Genomic DNA, 21,026 nt, shown 5'->3' with positions numbered 1-21,026 from the left:
CTGACCGCCAAGATTTTCGGGTGAAAAAGCAGCGGCCCGGCAGAAACCACAATGGTTTCTGCCGGGCCGCTGGCGTTGGTGACTAGGCGTCGTGGTCGGTTTCCAACACGCCAGCCAGGGATTCGAGGATGGCTTCAGCGCCCTCACCCTCGGCACGGAGTACTACCTTGGTGCCGTATTCGGCACCCAAACCCATGAGCGAAAGGATGCTCGAAGCATCCAACGCGTCCTCGATCGGCTCGCCTTCCAAAGCGATGGTGACCTCCAGCGGCTGGTCGCCTGCGGCCTCGGCGAAGATGGCTGCCGGACGGGCGTGCAGGCCGACGCGGCTGGCGATGGTGGCGATACGTTCTGCCATGGTATTTCTCCTTGATTCTGGTGTTCTGTGTGGATTAGTACGGATTAAAGGACGATCAGAGCCCGAACATATCAAGCTCGGGCAGCTCGTTGCGCACGGCATTCCTGGCGTCATCGGCCGATGCGGCGTTCAGTGCCAGTTCTGCGATGCGTCGGGCTCCGGGAAGATCAACGGTCTTGAGAATGGCGGCAACAGCCGGAAGAGCACGGCGGTTCATGGACAGCGTAGCCACCCCGAGCCCGACGAGGACAACTGCCAGTGCCGGGTCGGCCGCGGCCTCGCCACATACTCCGACCGGGCGCGGTCCGCTTTCAACGGCCGCACCTCCGTCGCAGGTCGCCTTGATCAGGTGCAGCACCGCCGGCTGCCATGGATCGTTCAGCGCGGCCAACGCACCGAGCTGGCGGTCTGCCGCCATCGTGTACTGGGTGAGATCGTTGGTGCCAATGGACGCGAAGTCCACCTCCGCGCAAACCTGCCGTGCCAGCAGTGCCGCGGAGGGAACCTCCACCATGACTCCGGGGGTTTTGAGTCCGGCATCCTTGCACATGGCCGCGAAGGCCGCGGCCTCCGCCGGGGTGGAGATCATGGGAGCCATGGTCCACACATCGGCGGCCGAGCCGTCGGCCGCTTCGGCGATGGCCTTCAGCTGCCGATCCAAAACACCCGGGACGGAGCCATCGGTTCGGTAGCCGCGCACACCCAAGGCCGGGTTAGGTTCCGAGTCGTCGGTGAGGAAGGGCAGCGGTTTATCCGCCCCAGCATCAAGGGTGCGGACGACAACCTTGGAGCCGCCAAACGCATCAAACACTGCCTTGTACGCGCTGACCTGATCCTCATGAGACGGCTCGGTATCCCGGCCCAGGAAGCAGAACTCGGTGCGCAACAGGCCCACGCCCTGGGCTCCGGCTGCGGCTGCTGTCTGCGCATCGGCTCCGGAACCGACATTGGCCAGCAGGGGCACGGCATGACCATCCTTCAGTGCGCCGCTGCCGTTGAACTCCGGCAGGGCAACACGGGAGGCGTAGGCCTGCGCCAGCGCTTCTTCCTCGGCACCAGGTGCGCGCACCACGGTGCCATCAATGCCGTCCACAAAGAGGATGTCTCCGTCGCTGAGCACCGTGGTTCCGCTGGCCGCGACGATCGCCGGCAGACCGAGCGAACGCGCGATGATCGCCGTGTGCGACTGCGGTCCGCCGTCGCTGGTGACCAGGGCCAGTACGCGTGCCGGATCGAGGGTGGCGGTGTCCGCCGGTGCCAGGTCAACCGCGCAGAGCACAAATGGCTCGTCGCTGTCCGGGATTCCCGGTGCCGGGACGCCGCGCAGTTGCGCGACAATCCGGGAGCGGACATCCAGGACGTCGGTGGCGCGTTCGGCCATGTAACCGCCCAGGCCGGTCAGCTGCATGGCGACGGCTTCCGCCGCCTCCCAGATGGCCGATTCGGCGTTGGTTCCGGAGGCCACCAGCTTGGTGGCCGACTTCAGCAAGGTTCGATCCGAGGCCATCAGTGCCGTGGCCTTCAGGACTGCCGCTGCGTCGCCGGTGGCGGCGGCGGAGCGTTCCTTTAATCCCGCGGCAACCGCCGCGGTGGCCTGGGCCAGTCGTGCCGATTCCTCTTCGATGCTGACTCCGGCGGGCAGTGGAGCGCCGTCGGCGGGGGCGATGATCGGATCTGGCATCCGACGGACCGGGCCAATGACCCGTCCGGCGCTGACTCCGACTCCGGCGAAAGACTCGCTCATGCGGCCACCTTCTCCTGAGCTAGATCTGCTGCTGCGATCGGAGTCTTGCGGGCGTATCGCTTCAGGGCGATGACTGCGAGGGCGCTGATGATGGTGCCCACGATAATGGAGACCACGAACATTGCGAGGTTACCGATGGCGAAGAAGACGAAGATCCCGCCGTGCGGCGCCTGAGAGGTGACGCCCATGCTCATGATCATGGTTCCGGTAACACCGGCACCGAGCATGCTGGCGGGAATCACGGGCAGCGGATCGGCAGCGGCGAACGGGATGGCACCTTCGGAGATGAAGGCGGCTCCCAGCAGCCAGGCGGCCTTGCCGTTTTCGCGTTCGGCATTGGAGAAGAGTCGACGATCAAGCGAGGTGGCCAAGGCCAAGGCCAGCGGTGGAACCATGCCCGCAGCCATGACGGCTGCCATGATCTGCCACGGTGCCTGGTTGGCTGCTGCGCCCGCACCCAGACCAGCAACGGCGAAGGAGTAGGCCACCTTGTTAACCGGACCGCCCAAGTCGAAGGCCATCATCAGGCCAAGGATCAGACCAAGAAGGGCTGCAGCAGCACCGGACATTCCCGACAGCCAGCTGTTCAAACCCGTGGTCAACGACGCGATGGGTCCGCCGAGCAGCAGGAACATCAGACCCGAGGCAATGATGGAACCCAACAGTGGGGTGATGACCACCGGCATCAGACCGCGCATCCAACGTGGAACGGACCAGGAACCGATCCAGCGGGCAGCAAGTCCGGCGATCAAACCGCCGACGATGCCACCGAGGAAGCCGGCGCCCATGAAGCCAGCCACCGCACCGGCGGTGAAGCCGGGTGCCAGACCCGGACGGTCGGCAAAGGCATAGGCGATGTAACCGGCCAACGCCGGGACCAGGAAGCTCATTGAGAGCGCGCCGATCTTGAAGACGACGGCGCCGAGGTACACGCCCAGCGGGCCGAACTTGGCATCAAGGGTTGTCACCATGTCGGCGCCGGGCAGGTTGAAGAGCGTATTTGCGGCCAAGATGTCATCGGCCACGGTGGTGATGGCGTATCCGCCAAGCAGGAAGCCCAGCGCGATCAGTAGACCGCCACCGGCAACAAACGGGATCATGTAGCTGACGCCGGTGAGCAGCGCGCGCTTCAGCGCCGCTCCGACGCTTTCGCGTCCACCACTCGATGAGGAGGAAGTCGCATCGGAGGATCCGCTAGCTGCCGGGACTCGGCGCGCGTTCGGGTCTTGGGCCGCGGCCAAGGCCTCGGCGATCATCACGGCCGGCTCATCGATGCCACGCTTGACCGGAGACTGGATCAGCGGCTTGCCGGCAAAGCGGGACTTGTCGCGCACATCAACGTCAACGGCAAAAATGACCGCTTCGGCGGCGGCAATGACGGCGGGGTCAAGCGGGGTGGCCCCGGAGGATCCCTGGGTCTCGACCTGCAGATCGACCCCTACCTCGGCTGCTGCTGCCACGAGGGAATCGGCGGCCATGTAAGTGTGGGCGATGCCGGTGGGGCAGGCGGTCACGGCGACCAGGCGGCGCTGGCCCGCGGGGGCCGGTGTACTGGGAGCTGCGGTGGCCGGTGCGGATGCTTCGGCCGCGGGAGCCGGAGTGATGGCGGCCTCAACCAGCGCCACGATCTCCGCCGGGTTCTGCGCGGCGCGCAGTGCGGCGGTGAAGTCCTTCTTGACCAGCGAGCGGGCCAGCTTGGAGAGCAGCTTCAGGTGTTCCTTGTCGGCGCCATCGGGGGCAGCGATGAAGAAGATCAGGTCGGCTGCGCCGTCCTTGGCACCAAAGTCGACGGCCGGATTCAGCCGGGCCATGGCCAGGGTCGGGACGGTGACGGCAGTGGAGCGGCAGTGGGGAATGGCAATTCCGCCGGGAACCCCGGTGGCGGTCTTGGATTCACGGGCCACCGCGTCGCCCTGCAGGGCGATGACGTCGGTGGCGCGGCCTTGAGCAACTACGCGTTCAGCGAGCTTGGCAATGACCTCGGTGCTGGTTCCTCCAAGGTTCGCATCGAGCAGGACGAGCTCTTCGGTGATCAGAGAGGTCATGGCTTTCCTTCGGTGGTGAGCGGAGCGGAGAGCGCGGCGACGGTTACGGCGCGCGGGTTGGTGTGTTCGGGGGCGGGGATCGTGGATCCCGGCAAGGAGACGGCGGCGGATCCATGGGCGACCGCCTGGCGTAGACACTCGGCGGGTGCCAAGCCTTGGGCATCGGCCAAGAGGTATCCGGCCAAGGCCGAATCTCCCGCACCGACGGTGCTACGCGCGGTGACCGGTGGGTGGCGAGCGTGCCAACTTCCCAAGGCGGTCACCAGCACGGCACCCTTGGAGCCCAGGGTTGCCAGTACGGCAGCTGTGCCGTGGCTGATGAGCCGTCCGGCTGCCTCCACAACTAGCTGGGGGTCGGCCTCGAGGGTTTCTTCGGTGCCGTGTCCGGTGAGTTCGGCGAGTTCCTCGGCATTGGGCTTGACCAGATCCGGTGCGCATTCGGGCCCTGCGGCAAAGAGGGCGATCAATGGTGCGCCGGAGGTGTCTACGGCGATGCGCGGGGCCCGTGATCCCAAGGTGCGCCGGACCTCGGCCACGAGCGTGGCGTAGAAGCTATCGGGGACACCCGGGGGCAGAGATCCGGCCATGATCAACCAGTTGGCCCCATCGGCGGACAGCAGTACCTGATCGATCAGGGCGCGTTGGTGGGTGTTATCCAGCAGCGGGCCCGGGGCGTTGATCTTGGTGGTGGTGCCGTCAGCTTCGGCCAGGGTCAGATTGGTGCGCAGGGCCTGACCGATCGGCAGTGCCACGTGCGGCAGTTCGCAGTCAATGAGTCCCACGATCACCGGATCATGTGGATCTCCGGGTAATACCGCAAGTGTTGGGACGCCAGCGGAGGCCAGTGCCCGGGCCACATTGACGCCCTTGCCGGCGGCCTGCGAGGTCAGTGATTGGGCTCGTTGGACGCCACCGCGCTGTAGCGGGTGGCTCAGCTCGATGGTCCGGTCCATGCTCGGGTTCATGGTGAGGGTGACGATCATGCCAACACCACCTCAACGTCGGCAGCTTCGAGGGCTGCTGCCAGATCGGCGTCGGGTGCTGCATCGGTAACTAAGGTGTCGATATCGGCCAGCGTGGCGAAGCGAACCAACGCGGTTTCACCTAACTTGCTGGAATCTGCCAGCAGTACAACGCGTCGAGCGCAACCGACGATGGCCGTCTTGACGGCAGCTTCGAGCGAGTCGGGGGTGCTGAGACCGAAGGTGGCGTCTAAGCCGTTGGCGCCGACAAAGGCAATGTCTGGGCGTAATCCGTCCAGCTGGACAAGTGTGTGGTTGCCGGTGGCGGCGCTGGTCAGTCCGCGAACCCGCCCACCAATCAACTCAAGCTGCATCGTGGGGGAGATCCGCAGGGCGATGGGCAGCGCGTGGGTGATCACCAGAAGTTCGGCGGCCCGTTGGGAAGCCAGTTCGTCAGCCAAGAGCCCAGCAAAAAGTTCGGTGGTGGTTCCGGCGTCAAGCACGATCGATGTTGCACCCTGGGGGAGTAACTCGAGCGCCTTGGTAGCGATACGCTGCTTGGCTTCGTGGTTCTGGGTAGTGCGGGCCGTGTGGCTTTGTTCGGCGGTACTGGTTTTTGAGGCCACAACGGCTCCACCGTGTACTCGACGCAAGACGCCCTGCTGCTCGAGCTGGGCGAGGTCGCGACGAACGGTTTCACGCGTGATGCCAAAGCGCTCGGACAGATCGGCGACTCCGACCTTGCCCTGCGCGGCGAGTTGCTCGGTGATGAGACGGTGGCGTTCTTCGGCAAACACTGTGTGGGCCTCCGGGTAAGGTGATGCGAGTCACGACGATCTGTGTTCGTATGACTTTAGGGGCATTCCTTACGCAATGTCAACACAAAACCACATAAAAGCAGAAAAACACAGATTGGTGATCTCGGCGCAATCCCCATCTTCCGTACGAAGGACTAGGGCCCGTCCTTTGCGGACGCTCTTCTCTCTATCTTGGGGATCGGCGATCGTCGGCGCGCTTTGGGGTATCCCGGGTTCGAGGGCCAAGGTGACGCATGGTCGGATAACTAGCGGGGGGGGGATTGAGAGGCATTCGATGTCGTGATGAGCGGCTCACGCCGCGGGTATAGCACCGGAAGGAATAGGTATTCCTCCCCGAGGATACGCAGCAGAATCCTAGTTCCTCCTCGGTGCCGGTCGCGTTATACTCGCCAAGACCCCTGTGTATGAAAAGTGGTGGACTCATCAGTTCCTTGTTAGCAAAGACCGTAACTAATCCAGCATCATCGGGCCGCCGCGCTGCCCAGATGGATATGAGCGCAACGGTGCCCGAAGAAGCACTGGCGATGGATCGGGATGAGATTCTGCGCGGCTGCGCGCATGAGCTGTTCTCGATCAAGGGCCTTGGAGTGCCGCTGTCGGAGATCGCTAGGATCGCCGGTGTTGGAGTTGCGACGCTCTACCGCCGGTACCGCGACAAGGACGTCTTGATTCTGGACGTCTACCGTCGGCACATTCTTGACAGGGGTGATTTTGCTGTCGCCGCGAATAGCTATACCCATCCCTGGGAGGGAATTGAGCATTTTCTCCGCGTGACCTCAGCTCAGTTGGCCGCAGACCGAGGAATGCGAGAACTAATCCTGGGTGGTTACGTCGGCAGTGCCGGATGGGCCCGTGGGTCCACGCCCGAAGAACTGCTCGCCGCGCTGAGTGAAATGGAAATAAAGCTAACCGAGCAATTGGAATTGCTGGTCGAGCGAGCACTCGCAGTGGGCGTGGTCCGTGATGATTTCCGGCATACAGACCTGCTGCTCATGATGGCCATGGTCCACTCCGCAGTGCCCGTTGACGCTCCGGACCGAGCAGAGCTGAGCCATCGCGCACTGCAGCTATTGATTGAGGGGATGCGGCCGGCTGCCTGAGTATGGGAGCACGTGATGGTCGGTAGTGCCGCATGTCACGCTGGGTCCGGGAATTGACTGCGACATTGCCTCGTTCACTTTGATTGATACGTCAAACTTTCCGCGGTGACCGCAACGAGTAGCCACCGCGGCCCCTCAACAATGGGAGATTTCATCATGGCAACCACCGTCCTCACCCTCGTCGGATCCCTGCGCAACGGTTCGACGAACCGCCAGCTCGCCGAAGCCACCGCTTTGAACGCACCTGACGGCGTTGACGTTAACGTCTACTCCGGACTGGAGAACCTCCCCTTCTACAACGAAGACCAGGACGTTGAAGGTCAGGTTCCGGCCGCTGCCGTTGAACTGCGCGCTGCTGCTGCTGAAGCGGATGCCTTGCTGCTCGTTTCCCCGGAATACAACGGCACCATGCCTGCCGTCCTGAAGAATGCCATTGACTGGCTGTCCCGCCCGTTCGGCGCTGGAGCCCTGAAGGATCTTCCGTCGGTGGTCATCGGAACCGCGTTCGGCCAGTACGGTGGCGTCTGGGCCCAGGATGAAGCTCGCAAGGCACTGACCATCGCTGGCGCCAACGTTCTCGAGGACGTTAAGCTCTCCATCCCCAACTCCGTGGTCCGCTTCGCCGAGCTCCACCCGAAGGACGACGCTGAGGTTGCCTCCCAGGTCGCAGAGGTGCTTCAGGGCATTCGTGCAGTGGCCGAAAGCAACTAATTTCGAGTCGAAGGTTTTCTCGCTGACCTAAGTCGGTCTATGAGTTATTGTGTGGCCGGCATCCGAAAGGGTGCCGGCCACACGTGTTTCTAAGCCCCGAACGATGTAGAACCCCGTTTTCTGAAGGGCTCAGCACCATCAGTCCAAGATCTTGCCGATCAACTTTCGCTTTTTCGACGCGTCAGGATCGGTTTGACCGCAAGGTAGTCGCTTGCTTTTTTGGAGCCCTTTTGCGGGTCAAATGACTCTCACCGTATCGGTGCGCATTTTTCGATCTCAAGTCGAGCACATTTTCAGTTTCGGTCATTACGTAAGTAATGATATTTGCCAATGATTTAATTATACTGACCAAATTGTGTTCAATAACTTCACCTTTTGCTGCTGGATAAGAAAGAGAATTTGCGTCGCTCGTTCGGATTATATGAGAGGTATTTAAGGCGTCGAAAGATATGATTACAACCGTCAGATTGTCCGGCTATGTTCGGTCTTATGTGTGGCGCGCGAAAATGATCAATAAATCGATATTGGTGATTCCATGGTTAAACTAACGCAGCGCAATGTTGGCGAGTTTCGACGAAATTTTCCGGTGCGAAATATGGTCCATCGAGAACTAAATTTCTTGTGGATATTGTCAGTTAAGTTTCTTGTTTTCTTTAAAAACAAAATAAACTTCTGTCCGATTTGGACCTAGAAAACGTCGCAAGAGAAATCACAACGAAGTCGCCATTGTCATCAGTGTTGTCGGGTCCGTGCCAGCTGTGGCGGTAGCGCTGGAGGCGCCGCGGCAAGTGCGTCGAATGCTCTAGGCCCCGGAAAGATTCGAACCAGTTTTGGTGGAGCGGACGAAGCCTCGCCTCGAATGGATCATCTTCGAGTAGCCGTCGAGCAATGAAACAACGTCAAAACTCGCCTCGTAGCTAGTATGTAGCCATGAATGACGTGATCACGCTGCGCTTCCTGGCCGCCCCTACTGATGTTTCCGAAGACGGGGTCACGGTGCAGGCTGGACGTGTTCTCGAATGGATCGACAAGGCCGGCTACGCCTGCGCCGTCGGTTATTCCGGGGGCTATTGCGTCACCGCCTACGTCGGAAACGTCCACTTCACCCGGCCCATCGAAAATGGCGACCTGATCGAGGTCACGGCACGGATTGTGCACACCGGGCGCAGCAGCATGCAGGTTGTAGTCACCGTCGACGCCGCCGACGTGCGTGAACGAATCTTTAGGCCCGCCATGGACTGCATTCTGGTCTTCGTGGCGATGGACGAAAACCGTCGGGCCAAGACCGTCCCGCGGTGGGTGCCGGTCGACGCAGAAGGTGCTCAGCTGGCCCAAGGAGCTGCTGATCGTGTTGCCGTGCGTGCGGAGATCCGCGACGCCATGCGGGCCCAGGAATACACGGATGCTGGCACCGCGCCGCGAGAGAAATTCCGCTTCTTGGCCTCGCCGAGCGACGTGAACTGGGGCGGAAACGCGCACGGCGGAATCGTCATGCGTTGGATCGACGAGGTCGCTCGGGCCTGCGCCATGGGCTGGTCCGGCAAAGATGCGGTGGCCGTCTACTCCGGTGGCATCCACTTCATGAACCCCATCCACATTGGCGACATCGTTGAACTCGAGGCCAGGTTGATCCATACCGGCCCGCATTCGATGCATATTGCCGTGCATGTGCGGGCGCGGGACCCGCGTGAAACCCAATGGCGCGATACGACGCAATGCATGACCATCTTTGTTACCCGCGACGAATCCGGGCGAGCTTCCGAGGTGCGGCAGCTGGTGCCTGTCAACGAGGAGGACAAGCGCCTGGATGCTCACGCCGTGGATCTGATTTGCCGGCGCGCCGAGCTGGCCCCGTTGGGGTTTGTCACGGCGCGCGTGTACTGAGGCAGTTGCTACCGCCCCGCTGGCGGGTCCTGTTGCAGGGCGCCGTCTCGGCGGGTCCCCAGGGATGCGGTGGCAACGGTTTTCAGCCCGGGGTGCGCCGGGTTCTTATCCCGAGCCACGCCGGCGAGCCAGCTCAGGGCCAGCCCGTCTGCGCTGGCCTCGAGGATGGCCAGGTTGTTGTCGAACCAGGGCCCCTTGATGAGTTTCCAGGCAAACGGTGGGTTTGGCACGTGCGCCAAAGACGCCATCCACGCACCGAACGGGACCGCTGGCCCAAAGGCCAAGGCCGCGGCAAAGTAGCGCAGGAACGGTGGCAGCGGATTGCGGATCGGGGAACAAACCGCCTGCAGGATCCGGCTGCCGCCCTCGCGTTCGACCTCGGAGACGTAGGAGAAGTGCACGTCCCCGGAGAGGAACGTGACGGTCTGCGGGGCGGGCCCGCGTTGGCCGTCGGCAACCTCGGTGGCGAACCTGGCCACCTCCTGGAAACTGCGCTGGAACGCGGCCCAATGTTCAAGATCAAAACGTCGGCGCAACCGCTCGCCCAACCACGACCGGAGCCGCCCACGGTTGGGGTTAGAGATGGCTTCGTCCCACGATTCCACGTGGTGCAGGCCCATCGGCAGCAGGAACGGCAGCGAGGTGCCAATGAGTAGGTGGCGGAATCCGCCACGCATCTGCTCATCTAGCCAGGCAATTTCCACAGGATCAAGCAGGGCACGCCGTTCGGGTTCAAGCTTGCGCGCCGCCCTGGAATCCACCACGATCAGGCGCACCTCATCCCAATCCCGGCAAAAACTCCAGCTGTAGCTTTCCGGCACGGACTCCACGCGCTTCGCAAACTCGTCGAGGTCCGCCGATAGATCAAACTCGCCGAGACCCGTGTGGTTCACGATGCGCTGCCACAGCGGATCTGCCGCCCGCTGAACGGGCGAAAGGTTGCCCAGGTGCTGATAGATCCAGTACGAGCCGAGCCCGGAAACAATACGCTGGTGCCACCAACTGGTCTCCTGCATCTTGTGTTTCCAACCCAGCGAGGAATTCCAGTCGTCGCGGATATCGTGGTCATCAAAGATCATGGCACTGGGCAGGGTTGAGAGAAGCCAGCGATTGGCCGGGTCCGACCACGCTAGGCGATACAGGTGGGCGTATTCCTCGAAATCCTTCAGCTCGGGCCCTGGTGCTTCCTTGATGTTGCGCCGTCTGCGGATGAATTCCTGCATTTCGTCGCTGGTGGAGTCCGCATAAACCTGATCGCCGAGGAACAGCATCAGATCGGGCCAGTGGCCATGGCCCGGTGCGGCCATGGACAGGGCATAGGCGCGCATCGCGTCGATCCCGTGGGTGCGATTGCCGGATTCGTCATGGGAAACACTCGTGCGGCAGGATCCGAAAGCCAGCCGTGGTTCCTTGGCCGGATCCAGGGTGGAGATCATCGATCCGGGGAATCCGTCCTCGATGGGCCAGACCAGATCTCCGTCGAGGTGCACCGTGTAGGGACGCAAGCTGCCCGCCTCCAGTCCCCAGACCTCAACCAGGGCGTAGTGGTGGCCGTGCGCCACAAAGGTCGCCGCCTGCCAAGCCTCCGTACCGGAACGAATCTCGACGGTGCAGGACGCGGCGGTTTCCACCCAGATACTGGCACTGGTGTCATCAACGTAACGGAGCATGGGGCCAAGCAGCAGGCCCCCGGCGATCACCGGCGGCGAGCCGGTCGGTGTGAATCCACTGCTCATCAGCATTCCCTCCGGTAGCGCCGGTGAACACCAGAATGGCACAACGGAATCGATCGGTATAGACCCATAATCGATGGACCTCGGGTGGCCGACCCATGTCCCAGCCCTTGAGTGGCGACGACAAGCGCCACTCAAGCACCAGAACCTCAATCTTCGGGATCGCCGCATAGTGGGACACGAAGACGCGGCAGATGCATAGGATGGGCTCATGAGTCCCTCCGCATATCTCCAAACCCGCCAGCGATTGATCGCCGCCACCCCGCATGAGATCTTCGACGTGCTCGCGAATCCGGCGATGCATCCGGTCATCGACGGATCCGGAACGGTTCGGGCAACAACAGGGCAGGTGCAACGGCTCGTTTTAGGCAGCGAGTTCGGCATGCAGATGCGCCTGGGCGTGCCCTACCGGATCAGCAACACCGTGGTCGAATACGAGCAAGACCGGGTGATTGCGTGGCGGCACTTCAGCGGGCACCGCTGGCGCTATGAACTAGAACCCCATGACTCCGGGACAACCGTCAGCGAAACCTGGGATGCCAGCCGGTTGCGGCACAAATGGATGATTCGGCTCCTGGGCTTCACCCGGACCACCGGGCAGAACATGGAACGAACCCTCGAGCGGCTAGCCGCGCTGTTCCCCAACGAGGGACGGTAAGCGCCGGGCCGCGCGGGAGTGGGGGGAACGCGCGCCGCGGGGCCGGAGGCGGGGCATTGACCGATCGACCTACTAGGCTGAAAACCATGACCCGCTCAACCGCCCCCGGCCCGCCGAAACGGGGAACCGCCCCGATGCGCATTTCTGTGCCCAGCCGCAGCGATGTCTTCCTGAAACGGTTCACGGAGGTCATTGGCGGCCCCCTGGGAAAGCATGCAAAACCGGGGATGACCACCCCGGGGTTCTTCACCATCGAACGCGTGCTGATCATTTTCACGATCATCGGCGTGCTCCTTGCGGTACTGGCAAAAAATGCGTGCCGGCTAAATGGTTGGGGCGGTACCAACTCCTATCAATGGGCCTGTTATTCGGACTGGACGGCGCTATTCCATGCCCGAGGGTTCGCGGAGAATGCGTTTGCTCCCTTCGCCGACGGCGCCCAATTCGAATACCCGGTCCTGATGTCCGTGGTGGCATCGGCCACCGCAGCGCTGGTTCCACAGGGGGAATTCGACAGGGCCTTAGCCTTCTTCGATGTGAACCTGTTGATTGTTGCCTCCCTGTGGATGGTGGTGGTCATCGCCACGGCACGTGCAGCGGGCCGTCGACCATGGGATGCCGCCATGGTGGCCTTGGCACCCGGACTGATACTCGCCTCCACCATCAATTGGGATATGTGGGCCGTTGCGTTCCTAGCCCTGGCGATGCTGGCCTGGGCCCGCCAACTCACCTTCCTCGCCGGAGTACTCATTGGGTTGGGCACGGCCATGAAAGTCTTCCCCCTGCTCTTCTTCGGAGCGGTGATCGTCCTGGCTATCCGCTCCGGGCGCTACCGGCCACTGTGGGTGTCTCTAGCCGGGGCAGCCCTGTCCTGGGTGGCGGTCAATGCGCCCATGGCAGTGGCGAACTTCGACGCGTGGAAACACTTCTTCACCTTCACCGAGGACCGCGGCGCTGGGCTCTCCTCCTTCTGGCACATCTACAACGTCACCGCCGCCGAAGTTCCGGGGATGAATACGCTGGATGCCGGAGTGATCAACGTGCTGGCCATGGGACTCTTTGTGGCCTGCTGCGCGGGCATCGCCTTCCTGGGCTTACGAGCCCCGGTGGCACCGAGACTGAGTCAACTGGTATTCCTGATCGTCGCGTCCTTCATCATGTTCAACAAGGTCTACTCCCCACAATTTGTGGTGTGGCTGATCCCGTTGGCCGCACTCGCCTGGCCGAAGTGGAAAGACTTCCTGATCTGGCAGCTTTTTGAGGTTCTGCATTTCTGGGCGATCTGGATGTACCTCTATGCCACCACCGCCGACATTCAGGCCTCAAACGCGTTCCCGACGTCCTTCTACGTACTTGCCGTGCTGGGGCACATGATCGCCACCGGGTGGCTCATGTACAGGATCTGTGCCTCGATGTTTGACCCCAGGCTCGACCCCGTGCGCCGCTCCGGACAGGTAGATCCGCAGGCCGGCGCCTTCGCCGGCGCCCGGGACAGCTTTGTCCTACGGAGCACCCGTGGCCTATGACGTGGCGGTGGTGGGTGCAGGACCCAACGGGTTGGCAGCGGCCCTGACCATGGCCCGGGCGGGACTCTCGGTCAGGCTGCTGGAACGCAATAGCACCATCGGCGGCGCGGCCCGCACCCACGAGCTGGGCTACCGAGGCGCGATTCATGATGTGGGTTCCGCGGTACACCCCATGGCGTTGCTCTCCCCGTTTTTTGCCGAGATCGGGTTGGCCGAACGCGTGAATTTTGTTCTCCCGGAGATCTCCTTTGCTCACGCGATGCCCGAGGGCCAGGTGGGGATCGGGTGGCGGGATTTGGAGCGGACCGTCCAAGGATTAGGCCACGACGGGCCCGGTTACCGCAGGCTCCTGAAGCCGGTGGTCAAGCGGATGGAAGGCACAGCGGAGCTTCTGCTGCACCCCCTGCTACGCCGACCACGAGAGCTTGAAGCGCTTGCTGTTTTTGGTCTGCGTGCGGCCCAACTGATGATTCCGGGGCTGGGAACCGGGGAACTGGCCGCGGCAATGATCGCCGGATGTTCCGCCCACGCCGCCGGTGGCGGCAGGGGCCCGAGTGCCTGGGGCGCTGGGCTCTTCCTGGCAGCATCCGCGCATGCCGGGGGGTGGCCGCTTCCGCTCGGCGGCTCCCAATCCATCTCCGACGCTTTGGCTGCGATGTTTGTTGAGGCCGGTGGGCACATTGAACTGAACACCGAGGTCACCGATCGAGCCGAGATCCCGGAAAAGACCGTCATCTTTGATTCCTCACCCGAGGCGTTGGCCAAGATCGCAGGCAGCGCGCTGCCGCAGAAGTACTCGGCGGTCCTCAACCGCACCCGTAGAGGACCGGGCTCGTGCCTGGTTCATTACGTGCTCAACGCCCCGGTCCCATGGCGCAACTCAGAACTGGCCCAGGCTGGCACCATCCACCTCGGAGGCACCGCGGGGCAGATCGGACGCGACGAACGCCGGATCCGCACCCGCGTCTCCGCGGGCCCCTACGTCATCGTTTCGCAGCCCAGCGCCTTTGATTCCTCCCGGGCGCCTGCGGGCAAACACGTGCTGTGGGCCTATACCCACGTACCCAACGGATACCCCGGGGATATGAGTGAGACCATGAATCGACAGCTGGAAGTCGTGGCTCCCGGCTTCATCAACACCATCGATCATGTTCAAACCACCACTGCTCCCGGATTAGCGGTGCAGAACCCCAACTTGGTGGGTGGTGACATTTCCGGTGGGGCGACCGACCTACGGGGCATGCTGGCACGTCCCGTACTTTCGCCCGATCCGTGGCGAACCCCGGCCAAGGGCATCTATCTCGCCTCCAGTTCCACCCCGCCGGGACCAGCGGTCCACGGCATGTGTGGCTATTTGGCCGCACAAAGCGCCCTGCGCCACGAGTTCGGGTTTCATTCATAGGGCCCCAACCACTTCACCGCGGGGACTCCGGCATAGACTGGCAGGCTGTAGCAAGAATTTCTGCACGAACCGATGGTCTCCAGACACGTTTGCTCGGATGATCACGCTGAGAGTCAACCATTTGGTGGAGCCGGGGTGCTGGGGTGCGGCACTACGCTGGGAGACATGAGCGTTCCTGCCAACCCACCACGCCGCGGAGCCGGAGCGAGCCCCGTGGAAGCACCGGCCGCCTCGGCCGGTGAGATGGTGCTGCGCGTTTTACGGGTGGGCCTCCATGTGGGATTTGCCGCGCTACTCGCCGTCGGACTCGTGCGCGTATTGATCTCGGAAACGACAACACCGCGCCGCGTCACCGCCATCACCCTCGCCTTGCTGCTGGCGGCGCTATATCTGGCCGGAACCATCGCGGAAAAACGCCATGCCGCAGGCCGGGCGCCCAGTACCGCGCCCTGGGCCATGTGGTGGCTGGCCGGGGTCGTGTTGCTGTGGCTCGTGCTGCTCTACCTCCACGCCGATTTCTCCTGGTTGGCGTTCCCGCTGTTCTTCCTCCACCTGCATATTTTGGGACAGCGCCACGCGCTAGTTGCGGTCTCACTGCTGACCTTTGCGGTCATCGCCGCCGGTTGGTACCACTCCGGAGCCCTTGCTCTGCCGCAGATCCTGGGTCCGATGCTCGGCGCGATCTTCGCCGTCATCATGGGCATGGCCTACCAGGCGCTGTATGCCGAGGGGGTCAACCAACGCCGGGCCCTGGACGAGTTGCGAACCACCCGTGCGGCGCTCGCCGAGGAACAACACCGCGCCGGGATTCTGGCCGAACGCACCCGGCTCTCCCGCGAAATCCACGACACCCTGGCCCAGGGGCTCTCCAGCATCGTCTTGGTCTCCCGCTCCGCCGCCGCGGCCCTAGCCGCGGGGGATAACAGCGCAGCTGCCGATCGACTCGAAACCATCGGTGCCACTGCCGCGGAAAACCTTGCCGAGGCACGAGACTTCGTGGCCGATCTTTCCTCAGCTTCCGGCACTCAGTCGCTGGCCGGCAAGCTGCGCCGACTCTGTGCCAGCACCGAGCGGAGTGCCAGCGCGGCTGGCCACGGATTTCTTGTCAGCTTCCGGCAAGACGGTTCGGCAATCGCCCTGCCTCCGCAGGTCTCTGCGGCACTCATTCGTGCCGCCCAATCCGGGCTGGCCAACATTGGCGCCCATGCGCACGCCACACGTGCGGTGCTGAGCCTGGGATATCTCTCGGATGCCGTGACGCTTGATGTGTTTGATGACGGGAAGGGCATGAGGTCCGGCGACATTCCGGCCAAACCACGCAGCGATGGCACCGGCTACGGTCTGGCCGGGCTGCGTGAGCGCCTCGGACTGCTCGGTGGCACCCTGGAGATTGAATCCGCCCCCGGGGAGGGAACGGTATTGGCCGTTCGTATCCCGCTAGACACCGCAGAAAGCGACTCCTGATGCCTACCCTGAAGATCATGCTCGTGGATGACCATCCGGTGGTGCGTGCCGGCCTGCGCGCGGTGCTCACCGAACAGGGCGGGCTGCAGGTGCTGGCCGAGGCCGCCGACGGTGCCGCGGCACTGGCCCAACTCGAGCGGTTAAAAACCCTGGGTGAGCGCGTGGATGTGGTGCTCATGGATCTGCAGATGGATGGCATGGACGGAGTCACCGCCACCGCACGCATCCGGGCCATCAACGGACCTCCGGTGCTGATCCTGACCACGTACGACTCGGATGCCGACATCAGGGCGGCACTGGATGCCGGCGCCGCGGGCTATCTGCTCAAGGATGCCCCGCTGCCCGATGTGCTCGCGGCGGTCGAGGCCGCTGCCGCCGGGGCACAAGTGCTCTCCGCCGACATTGCCGCGCGCTTCACCCCCGACGCGCGTGCCAACTCCACCGATCTGAGCCCGCGCGAACTTCAGCTGCTGCAGCTACTGGCCCGCGGACACAGCAACAAGGAAATCGCCGCCGACCTGTTCATCTCCCAGTCCACGGTCAAGACTCACCTGATCCACATCTATAACAAGCTGGGCGTGGAGAATCGTACGGCAGCCATCGACAGAGCTCGCAGTCTCCGACTCATTCGTTAGTCAGCGAGTGCTCAGTTCGAGCCCTGGTCCGGGCACCATTGCTTCCGGACCATATTGCTGGGCAGTTCTGGTTCTACCTCGGCCGGCAGGGAACAATCGATGATTCCGGTCTCATTGTTCATCCAGGTGTTTACCGTTCCGAAGGCCACGAGATCGCCGCACGATAGGGTGATCGGCACCGAAATTTCTTCAACCGCACGGTAGCCCAGTGTGGTCCCCGGGTCCTTGACGCCTTGGAACATATCCGCCACGGCTTCATGCCCGACGATGACCCCGGTGGCGGGATACTCGATCACCTCGGAGATCTGTTCGGTGAAGCGATCGGACGGTTGCCCCGAACCCTCCCACACGATGGATGGGGCCAGGCTCCGTGTGAAGTACTCCGTGGTGGACCGCGAGCCGTCCTGGATCTTCAGCTCCATGGCGCCGATGATGCGCCAGCCCTTTTCCGCGGGCTCTGCATGGCTGATCGTGGGTTTACCACAATCGTCCCAACTCGTCGGTTCCGCTGTTGGGGTGAGGGACGCTGCCGTCTCCGCGGTGTCAGGGCCGGGGGGTGGCTCATCAAGCGGGACGCAACCGGCCAGAAGTAGCGCGGTGAGCGAGCCGACTAGGGTGATCCCTGCCAGTCGTGCGGCGCGCCAGGCATCTGACTTCACGATCATCCTTCTACCTACTGTTTCTGTTGTGTGCTTGACGTACAGATACCTGCGTACGGAGTTGAGGAACCCGACTCAGTGCGCCGGCGGTGGGGTCCAGCCGCCGGGCTGAACCCAGTACCCGGGTGCCGTGAGTACCGGTGCCGGCGGGCGTGGCGTGCTGAATCGTTGGATGTTGCGCCGATTGGCCAGCCACAGAACCAGCAGCACAAATACGCCGGTGGTCACCGTCGAGAAGATCAGGCTTCCCAGGCTGCCCGCGGAGTCATTCACGTCGATCAGTCCGACGGCACCCATCAAGAACAGCAGGACGTTATTGACCACGTGCAGGGCAATTGCCGCTTCCAGACCGCCGGTGCGCCAGGTGAGCCAACCCGCGGCCAGGGCGAACATTCCAACATCCAGCTGTCCATAGATGTCGTAGTCGTGACCCAGCACAAAAAACGGAATGGGAAGCAGGATGGCGAAGGCGGGATGCCGTAACCAGCCTCCGATCAATTGCATCAGGTAGCCGCGGAACACATATTCCTCGGCCGCGGCCTGGAATGGCACCAGCACCAGTGTCAGTCCCACCATGAGCCACAGGTTGGGGGCGCCACCGCTGGGAGCCACCTCATAACCGGCGATGGAATCCACGAGGAAGGATAATCCGAAGCTCAATCCCAAGACTCCGAGCGCCACACCCGTGCACCAGCCCAGCCAACCCCAGCGGATTCTTCCCGTGACGGAGCTGAGCGATCCTACCTTTTGGACATTCATCATCCGCGTTGCCCACAGGATGGCCGGCAGCATCAGAATGATGGAGATCATGGCGAAAACGAAGATGCTCGGTTCACTCATATCCAGGTCTTCGGGGGAGCTCATCGCCGAGTCCAGCAGGGCCTCGAGCGCCGGGTCACTCAAGATGACAATAAAGAAACCGATGCTCGCGATGATCATCATCCCGATATAAAGACCCAGGGCGATGAGTCCAACCAGCAGGGGTTTGAACCAGCGATAGGCGGAGTAGGTGCGTGCCATGCGGTGGAAGGGCAGGGGCTTCGCCGGTGGAAGCTGAGCCACCGGGGCCGGAACCCAATAGGCGGGTGGCAGGCTCGGTGGCGGGTTCGCTCCCGGTGGCGGGAGGGACGGGATCGTGTTCATGACCCCATTCTGTATCACCGAGGCCCCGACGTGCCTCGACATTTCGGAGGATCTTTTCTCTCCCCGGTGGCGCCCTAGGGTGGTCCTATCGGCCGATGCCGCTGCCGCGGTGCCGCCGGTATCGTTGCAGCTATGACTACCGAGCAGAGACAGGGACGAGCGCGCAGCAAGCTGCGGCGGTTCCTGGCGCAGTTCTGGCGCATCGGGTTGGGTCTGATCATGGGGCAAATCGCTTTTGCTCTGACGTATAGCGAATATTCACCCGATTCGGCGGTTGATGTTCGGGCCGTGGGGTCACTGATTTTCCTCGATATCCTCGGTGGGATCGTTGCCTTGGTGTTGTACCCCCTGCGTCATCGTTTCCCCGTTGTGATGGCAGCTAGTCTGGTGCTGCTTTCCATTCCGTCAACGCTGGCCATGCCCTTTGCGGGTTTGGCCATGGTATCCCTGGCCACCAGGCGCCGGATGTGGGAAATACTGGGCATCGGAACCCTCTTTGTGCTGGGCATATTCGCCTCCGAGGCGTTGTTTGGTGCCGTGCTTCCGATGCCCGAAGAGGTGATCACCTGGTGGCAGACATTAATCGTGGGCATCGTGCTGGTGGGCCCGACGATGCTGATCGGCATGTATATCGGCGGCAAGCGGCAACTGGCGGACTCACTACTTGAACAGACGCGCAGTGCCCAGCGTGAACGGCAGGCGCAGATCCATGCCGCAAAGGCCGATGAACGAACTCGCATTGCTCGAGAAATGCATGATGTGCTGGCCCATCGGCTCTCGCTTGTTGCCCTGCATTCGGGGGCATTGGAAATTCGCCAAGATTTATCGCCTGAACAGACGCGTGCCACGGCGGGGATCATCAGGGAAAATTCGCGCCTAGCCCTGGGTGAACTGCGCGAGGTTCTGGGCACGTTGCGGGATCCGGGAACGCTCTTTGATAATGAACTGGCCAGGCCGCAACCCACTCTGGGGGAACTGAACCAGGTCATTGCCGAAAGTCGCGCGGTGGGAACCGAGGTTGAGGTGGTGATGTCGCAGGCGACGAGCGACCGACTCCCAAGCCTCGCCCAATCCACCGGCCGACATCTCTATCGCATCATCCAGGAAACGCTCACCAATGCCCGGCGCCATGCCCCCGGAGAGCCGGTGATCATGGAAATTGCCGGGGGCGCTGAAGACCAGCTCCTGCTGCGGGTCTCTAATCGGCTTCCCGCAGGTCTTCGTGGGCAACGGCCGCCCGCCGGCGCCCCTGCCGCCGGGCTGGGTCTCACCGGTGTGACCGAAAGGGCGCGGTTGGCCGGTGGCGATGTACTGATTGATATGAAAAATGACGACGAGTTTGTGGTGAAGGTGTGGTTGCCATGGTGAACCCAAGTGCGTCGATTCGGATCGTGCTGGTTGACGATGAGAACCTCGTGCGCGTGGGATTGCGGATGATTCTTGAATCGGATCCGAACATTACGGTGGTCGGCGAATGCGCCGATGGCCGCGAAGCGGTGCGGATGGTTGCCTCGCTGGCCCCGGATCTGGTGTTGATGGATATTCGCATGCCTATCATGGATGGACTGGAATCCAGTGCGGAGATCTTGCGCCAAAATGTGGAACAAAAGATCCTGATTCTCACCACCTTTAACACCGATGACATGGTGCTCTCCGCTCTCAAGCTCGGGGTCAGCGGTTTTCTGCTGAAGGACACGCCACCCCTCGATCTGATGTCCGCGGTAGGGCAAGTGGCTGCCGGGAAAACCATGTTGTCGGAATCGGTAACCAAACAGTTGATCAACGTTGCCGGGTCCAGGCAGCCAAGTTCACGCCGCGCCGAGGCCTTGGAGCGACTCGAGCTGCTGACCGAGCGCGAACGGGAGATTGCCGTGGCGATGGCACGGGGACATTCGAACCCGGAGATCGCCAGCAAGCTGTTCATTTCCTTGGCCACGGTAAAAACCCATGTCGGACGCGTCTTGGAGAAACTGGATACGGACAATCGGGTCCAGGTGGCGCTGTGCGTTTTTGAATCGGAAATGGACTGAGCGGCCAATGGAGACGATAGGCGCCGAGCGCTCGGTTGACATCGCATCGATCACATCCACGGTTTCCCGTTAAACAAGCATGCCCCCACCGTTGAGTGGGGGCATGCTCGGCGCCGGGACCTTCACGGTGGTGCCGGGGAGGGGAGAAGCTCAC

The 21,026-nt window shown here is 62.6% G+C and carries 18 protein-coding genes; 10 read left to right on the top strand and 8 right to left on the bottom strand.

Translation table 11 applies throughout. The features are described 5' to 3' along the window. Window positions 1–82: 82 nt before the first annotated feature. Genes KUF55_RS18335 through KUF55_RS18315 form a run of 5 tightly spaced genes read right to left on the bottom strand, consistent with a single transcriptional unit; the run spans window position 83 to window position 5,906 of the window. Window positions 83–358: an HPr family phosphocarrier protein gene (locus tag KUF55_RS18335; RefSeq protein ID WP_132360691.1), complete on the bottom strand. Its 276-nt coding sequence runs from the start codon at window positions 356–358 to the stop codon at window positions 83–85. A gap of 55 nt (window positions 359–413) precedes the next feature. Beyond that, entirely contained in the window at window positions 414–2,102 is a 1,689-nt protein-coding gene (locus KUF55_RS18330; RefSeq protein ID WP_218817598.1) for a phosphoenolpyruvate--protein phosphotransferase, read from the bottom strand. Continuing rightward, window positions 2,099–4,147 carry a fructose-specific PTS transporter subunit EIIC gene (locus tag KUF55_RS18325; RefSeq protein WP_218817597.1) on the bottom strand — a complete coding sequence of 683 codons (2,049 nt, stop codon included), beginning with the start codon at window positions 4,145–4,147 and terminating at the stop codon, window positions 2,099–2,101. The genes KUF55_RS18330 and KUF55_RS18325 overlap by 4 nt, the downstream gene beginning before the upstream one ends. Beyond that, on the bottom strand, window positions 4,144–5,130 hold the full coding sequence (locus KUF55_RS18320; RefSeq protein ID WP_218817596.1) for a 1-phosphofructokinase family hexose kinase: 987 nt from the start codon (window positions 5,128–5,130) through the stop codon (window positions 4,144–4,146). Before KUF55_RS18320 ends, KUF55_RS18325 begins: the two co-directional genes overlap by 4 nt. After that, the gene (locus KUF55_RS18315) at window positions 5,127–5,906 is read right to left on the bottom strand and encodes a DeoR/GlpR family DNA-binding transcription regulator (protein ID WP_218817595.1); all 780 of its coding nucleotides are present in this window, start codon (window positions 5,904–5,906) and stop codon (window positions 5,127–5,129) included. Before KUF55_RS18315 ends, KUF55_RS18320 begins: the two co-directional genes overlap by 4 nt. 425 nt (window positions 5,907–6,331) lie before the next feature. Between KUF55_RS18315 and KUF55_RS18310 the strand changes: the two genes are divergently transcribed. The 3 genes from KUF55_RS18310 (at window position 6,332) to KUF55_RS18300 (ending at window position 9,622) form a co-directional block, all read left to right on the top strand. Further along, entirely contained in the window at window positions 6,332–7,027 is a 696-nt protein-coding gene (locus KUF55_RS18310; protein WP_218817594.1) for a TetR/AcrR family transcriptional regulator, read from the top strand. Window positions 7,028–7,183: 156 nt separating this feature from the next. After that, complete coding sequence (locus KUF55_RS18305) at window positions 7,184–7,738, top strand: NAD(P)H-dependent oxidoreductase (protein WP_370630929.1); 555 nt, start codon at window positions 7,184–7,186, stop codon at window positions 7,736–7,738. Window positions 7,739–8,668: 930 nt separating this feature from the next. Next, complete coding sequence (locus tag KUF55_RS18300; protein ID WP_218817593.1) at window positions 8,669–9,622, top strand: acyl-CoA thioesterase; 954 nt, start codon at window positions 8,669–8,671, stop codon at window positions 9,620–9,622. A gap of 8 nt (window positions 9,623–9,630) precedes the next feature. Here the strand turns inward: KUF55_RS18300 and KUF55_RS18295 are convergent, their stop codons facing one another. Further along, window positions 9,631–11,358, bottom strand: coding sequence for an alkaline phosphatase D family protein (locus tag KUF55_RS18295; RefSeq protein ID WP_255557179.1), 1,728 nt, complete (start codon window positions 11,356–11,358; stop codon window positions 9,631–9,633). A gap of 208 nt (window positions 11,359–11,566) precedes the next feature. On the opposite strand from KUF55_RS18295, the gene KUF55_RS18290 reads away from it, so the two are divergent. The 5 genes from KUF55_RS18290 to KUF55_RS18270 all read left to right on the top strand — a co-directional run bounded on the left by KUF55_RS18290 (window position 11,567) and on the right by KUF55_RS18270 (window position 17,040). Further along, on the top strand, window positions 11,567–12,013 hold the full coding sequence (locus KUF55_RS18290) for an SRPBCC family protein (protein ID WP_218817592.1): 447 nt from the start codon (window positions 11,567–11,569) through the stop codon (window positions 12,011–12,013). Window positions 12,014–12,099: 86 nt separating this feature from the next. Continuing rightward, a complete protein-coding gene (locus KUF55_RS18285; protein WP_218817591.1) occupies window positions 12,100–13,539 on the top strand; it encodes a glycosyltransferase family 87 protein in 1,440 nt (479 codons plus the stop codon). Next, window positions 13,529–14,941, top strand: a complete 1,413-nt coding sequence (locus KUF55_RS18280; protein WP_218817590.1) for an NAD(P)/FAD-dependent oxidoreductase — start codon at window positions 13,529–13,531, stop codon at window positions 14,939–14,941. Before KUF55_RS18285 ends, KUF55_RS18280 begins: the two co-directional genes overlap by 11 nt. Before the next feature lie 165 nt (window positions 14,942–15,106). Next, on the top strand, window positions 15,107–16,405 hold the full coding sequence (locus KUF55_RS18275; protein WP_255557178.1) for a sensor histidine kinase: 1,299 nt from the start codon (window positions 15,107–15,109) through the stop codon (window positions 16,403–16,405). Then, window positions 16,405–17,040, top strand: coding sequence for a response regulator transcription factor (locus KUF55_RS18270; RefSeq protein ID WP_132360671.1), 636 nt, complete (start codon window positions 16,405–16,407; stop codon window positions 17,038–17,040). Before KUF55_RS18275 ends, KUF55_RS18270 begins: the two co-directional genes overlap by 1 nt. Before the next feature lie 11 nt (window positions 17,041–17,051). Here the strand turns inward: KUF55_RS18270 and KUF55_RS18265 are convergent, their stop codons facing one another. Both KUF55_RS18265 and KUF55_RS18260 read right to left on the bottom strand, forming a co-directional pair. Next, the gene (locus KUF55_RS18265; protein WP_218817589.1) at window positions 17,052–17,699 is read right to left on the bottom strand and encodes a hypothetical protein; all 648 of its coding nucleotides are present in this window, start codon (window positions 17,697–17,699) and stop codon (window positions 17,052–17,054) included. A gap of 75 nt (window positions 17,700–17,774) precedes the next feature. Then, window positions 17,775–18,842, bottom strand: a complete 1,068-nt coding sequence (locus KUF55_RS18260) for a CPBP family intramembrane glutamic endopeptidase (protein WP_218817588.1) — start codon at window positions 18,840–18,842, stop codon at window positions 17,775–17,777. A 132-nt stretch (window positions 18,843–18,974) separates the two neighbouring features. On the opposite strand from KUF55_RS18260, the gene KUF55_RS18255 reads away from it, so the two are divergent. Then, window positions 18,975–20,210 carry a histidine kinase gene (locus KUF55_RS18255; protein WP_132360665.1) on the top strand — a complete coding sequence of 412 codons (1,236 nt, stop codon included), beginning with the start codon at window positions 18,975–18,977 and terminating at the stop codon, window positions 20,208–20,210. Then, on the top strand, window positions 20,204–20,872 hold the full coding sequence (locus KUF55_RS18250; protein WP_132360663.1) for a response regulator transcription factor: 669 nt from the start codon (window positions 20,204–20,206) through the stop codon (window positions 20,870–20,872). Before KUF55_RS18255 ends, KUF55_RS18250 begins: the two co-directional genes overlap by 7 nt. The last annotated feature ends 154 nt before the right edge of the window (window positions 20,873–21,026 follow it).

The organism is Paeniglutamicibacter sp. Y32M11 (assembly GCF_019285735.1).
Lineage (GTDB): Bacteria > Actinomycetota > Actinomycetes > Actinomycetales > Micrococcaceae > Paeniglutamicibacter.
Note: the sequence above shows the minus strand (reverse complement) of the source record. Positions and strands in the feature narration are given on the sequence as shown.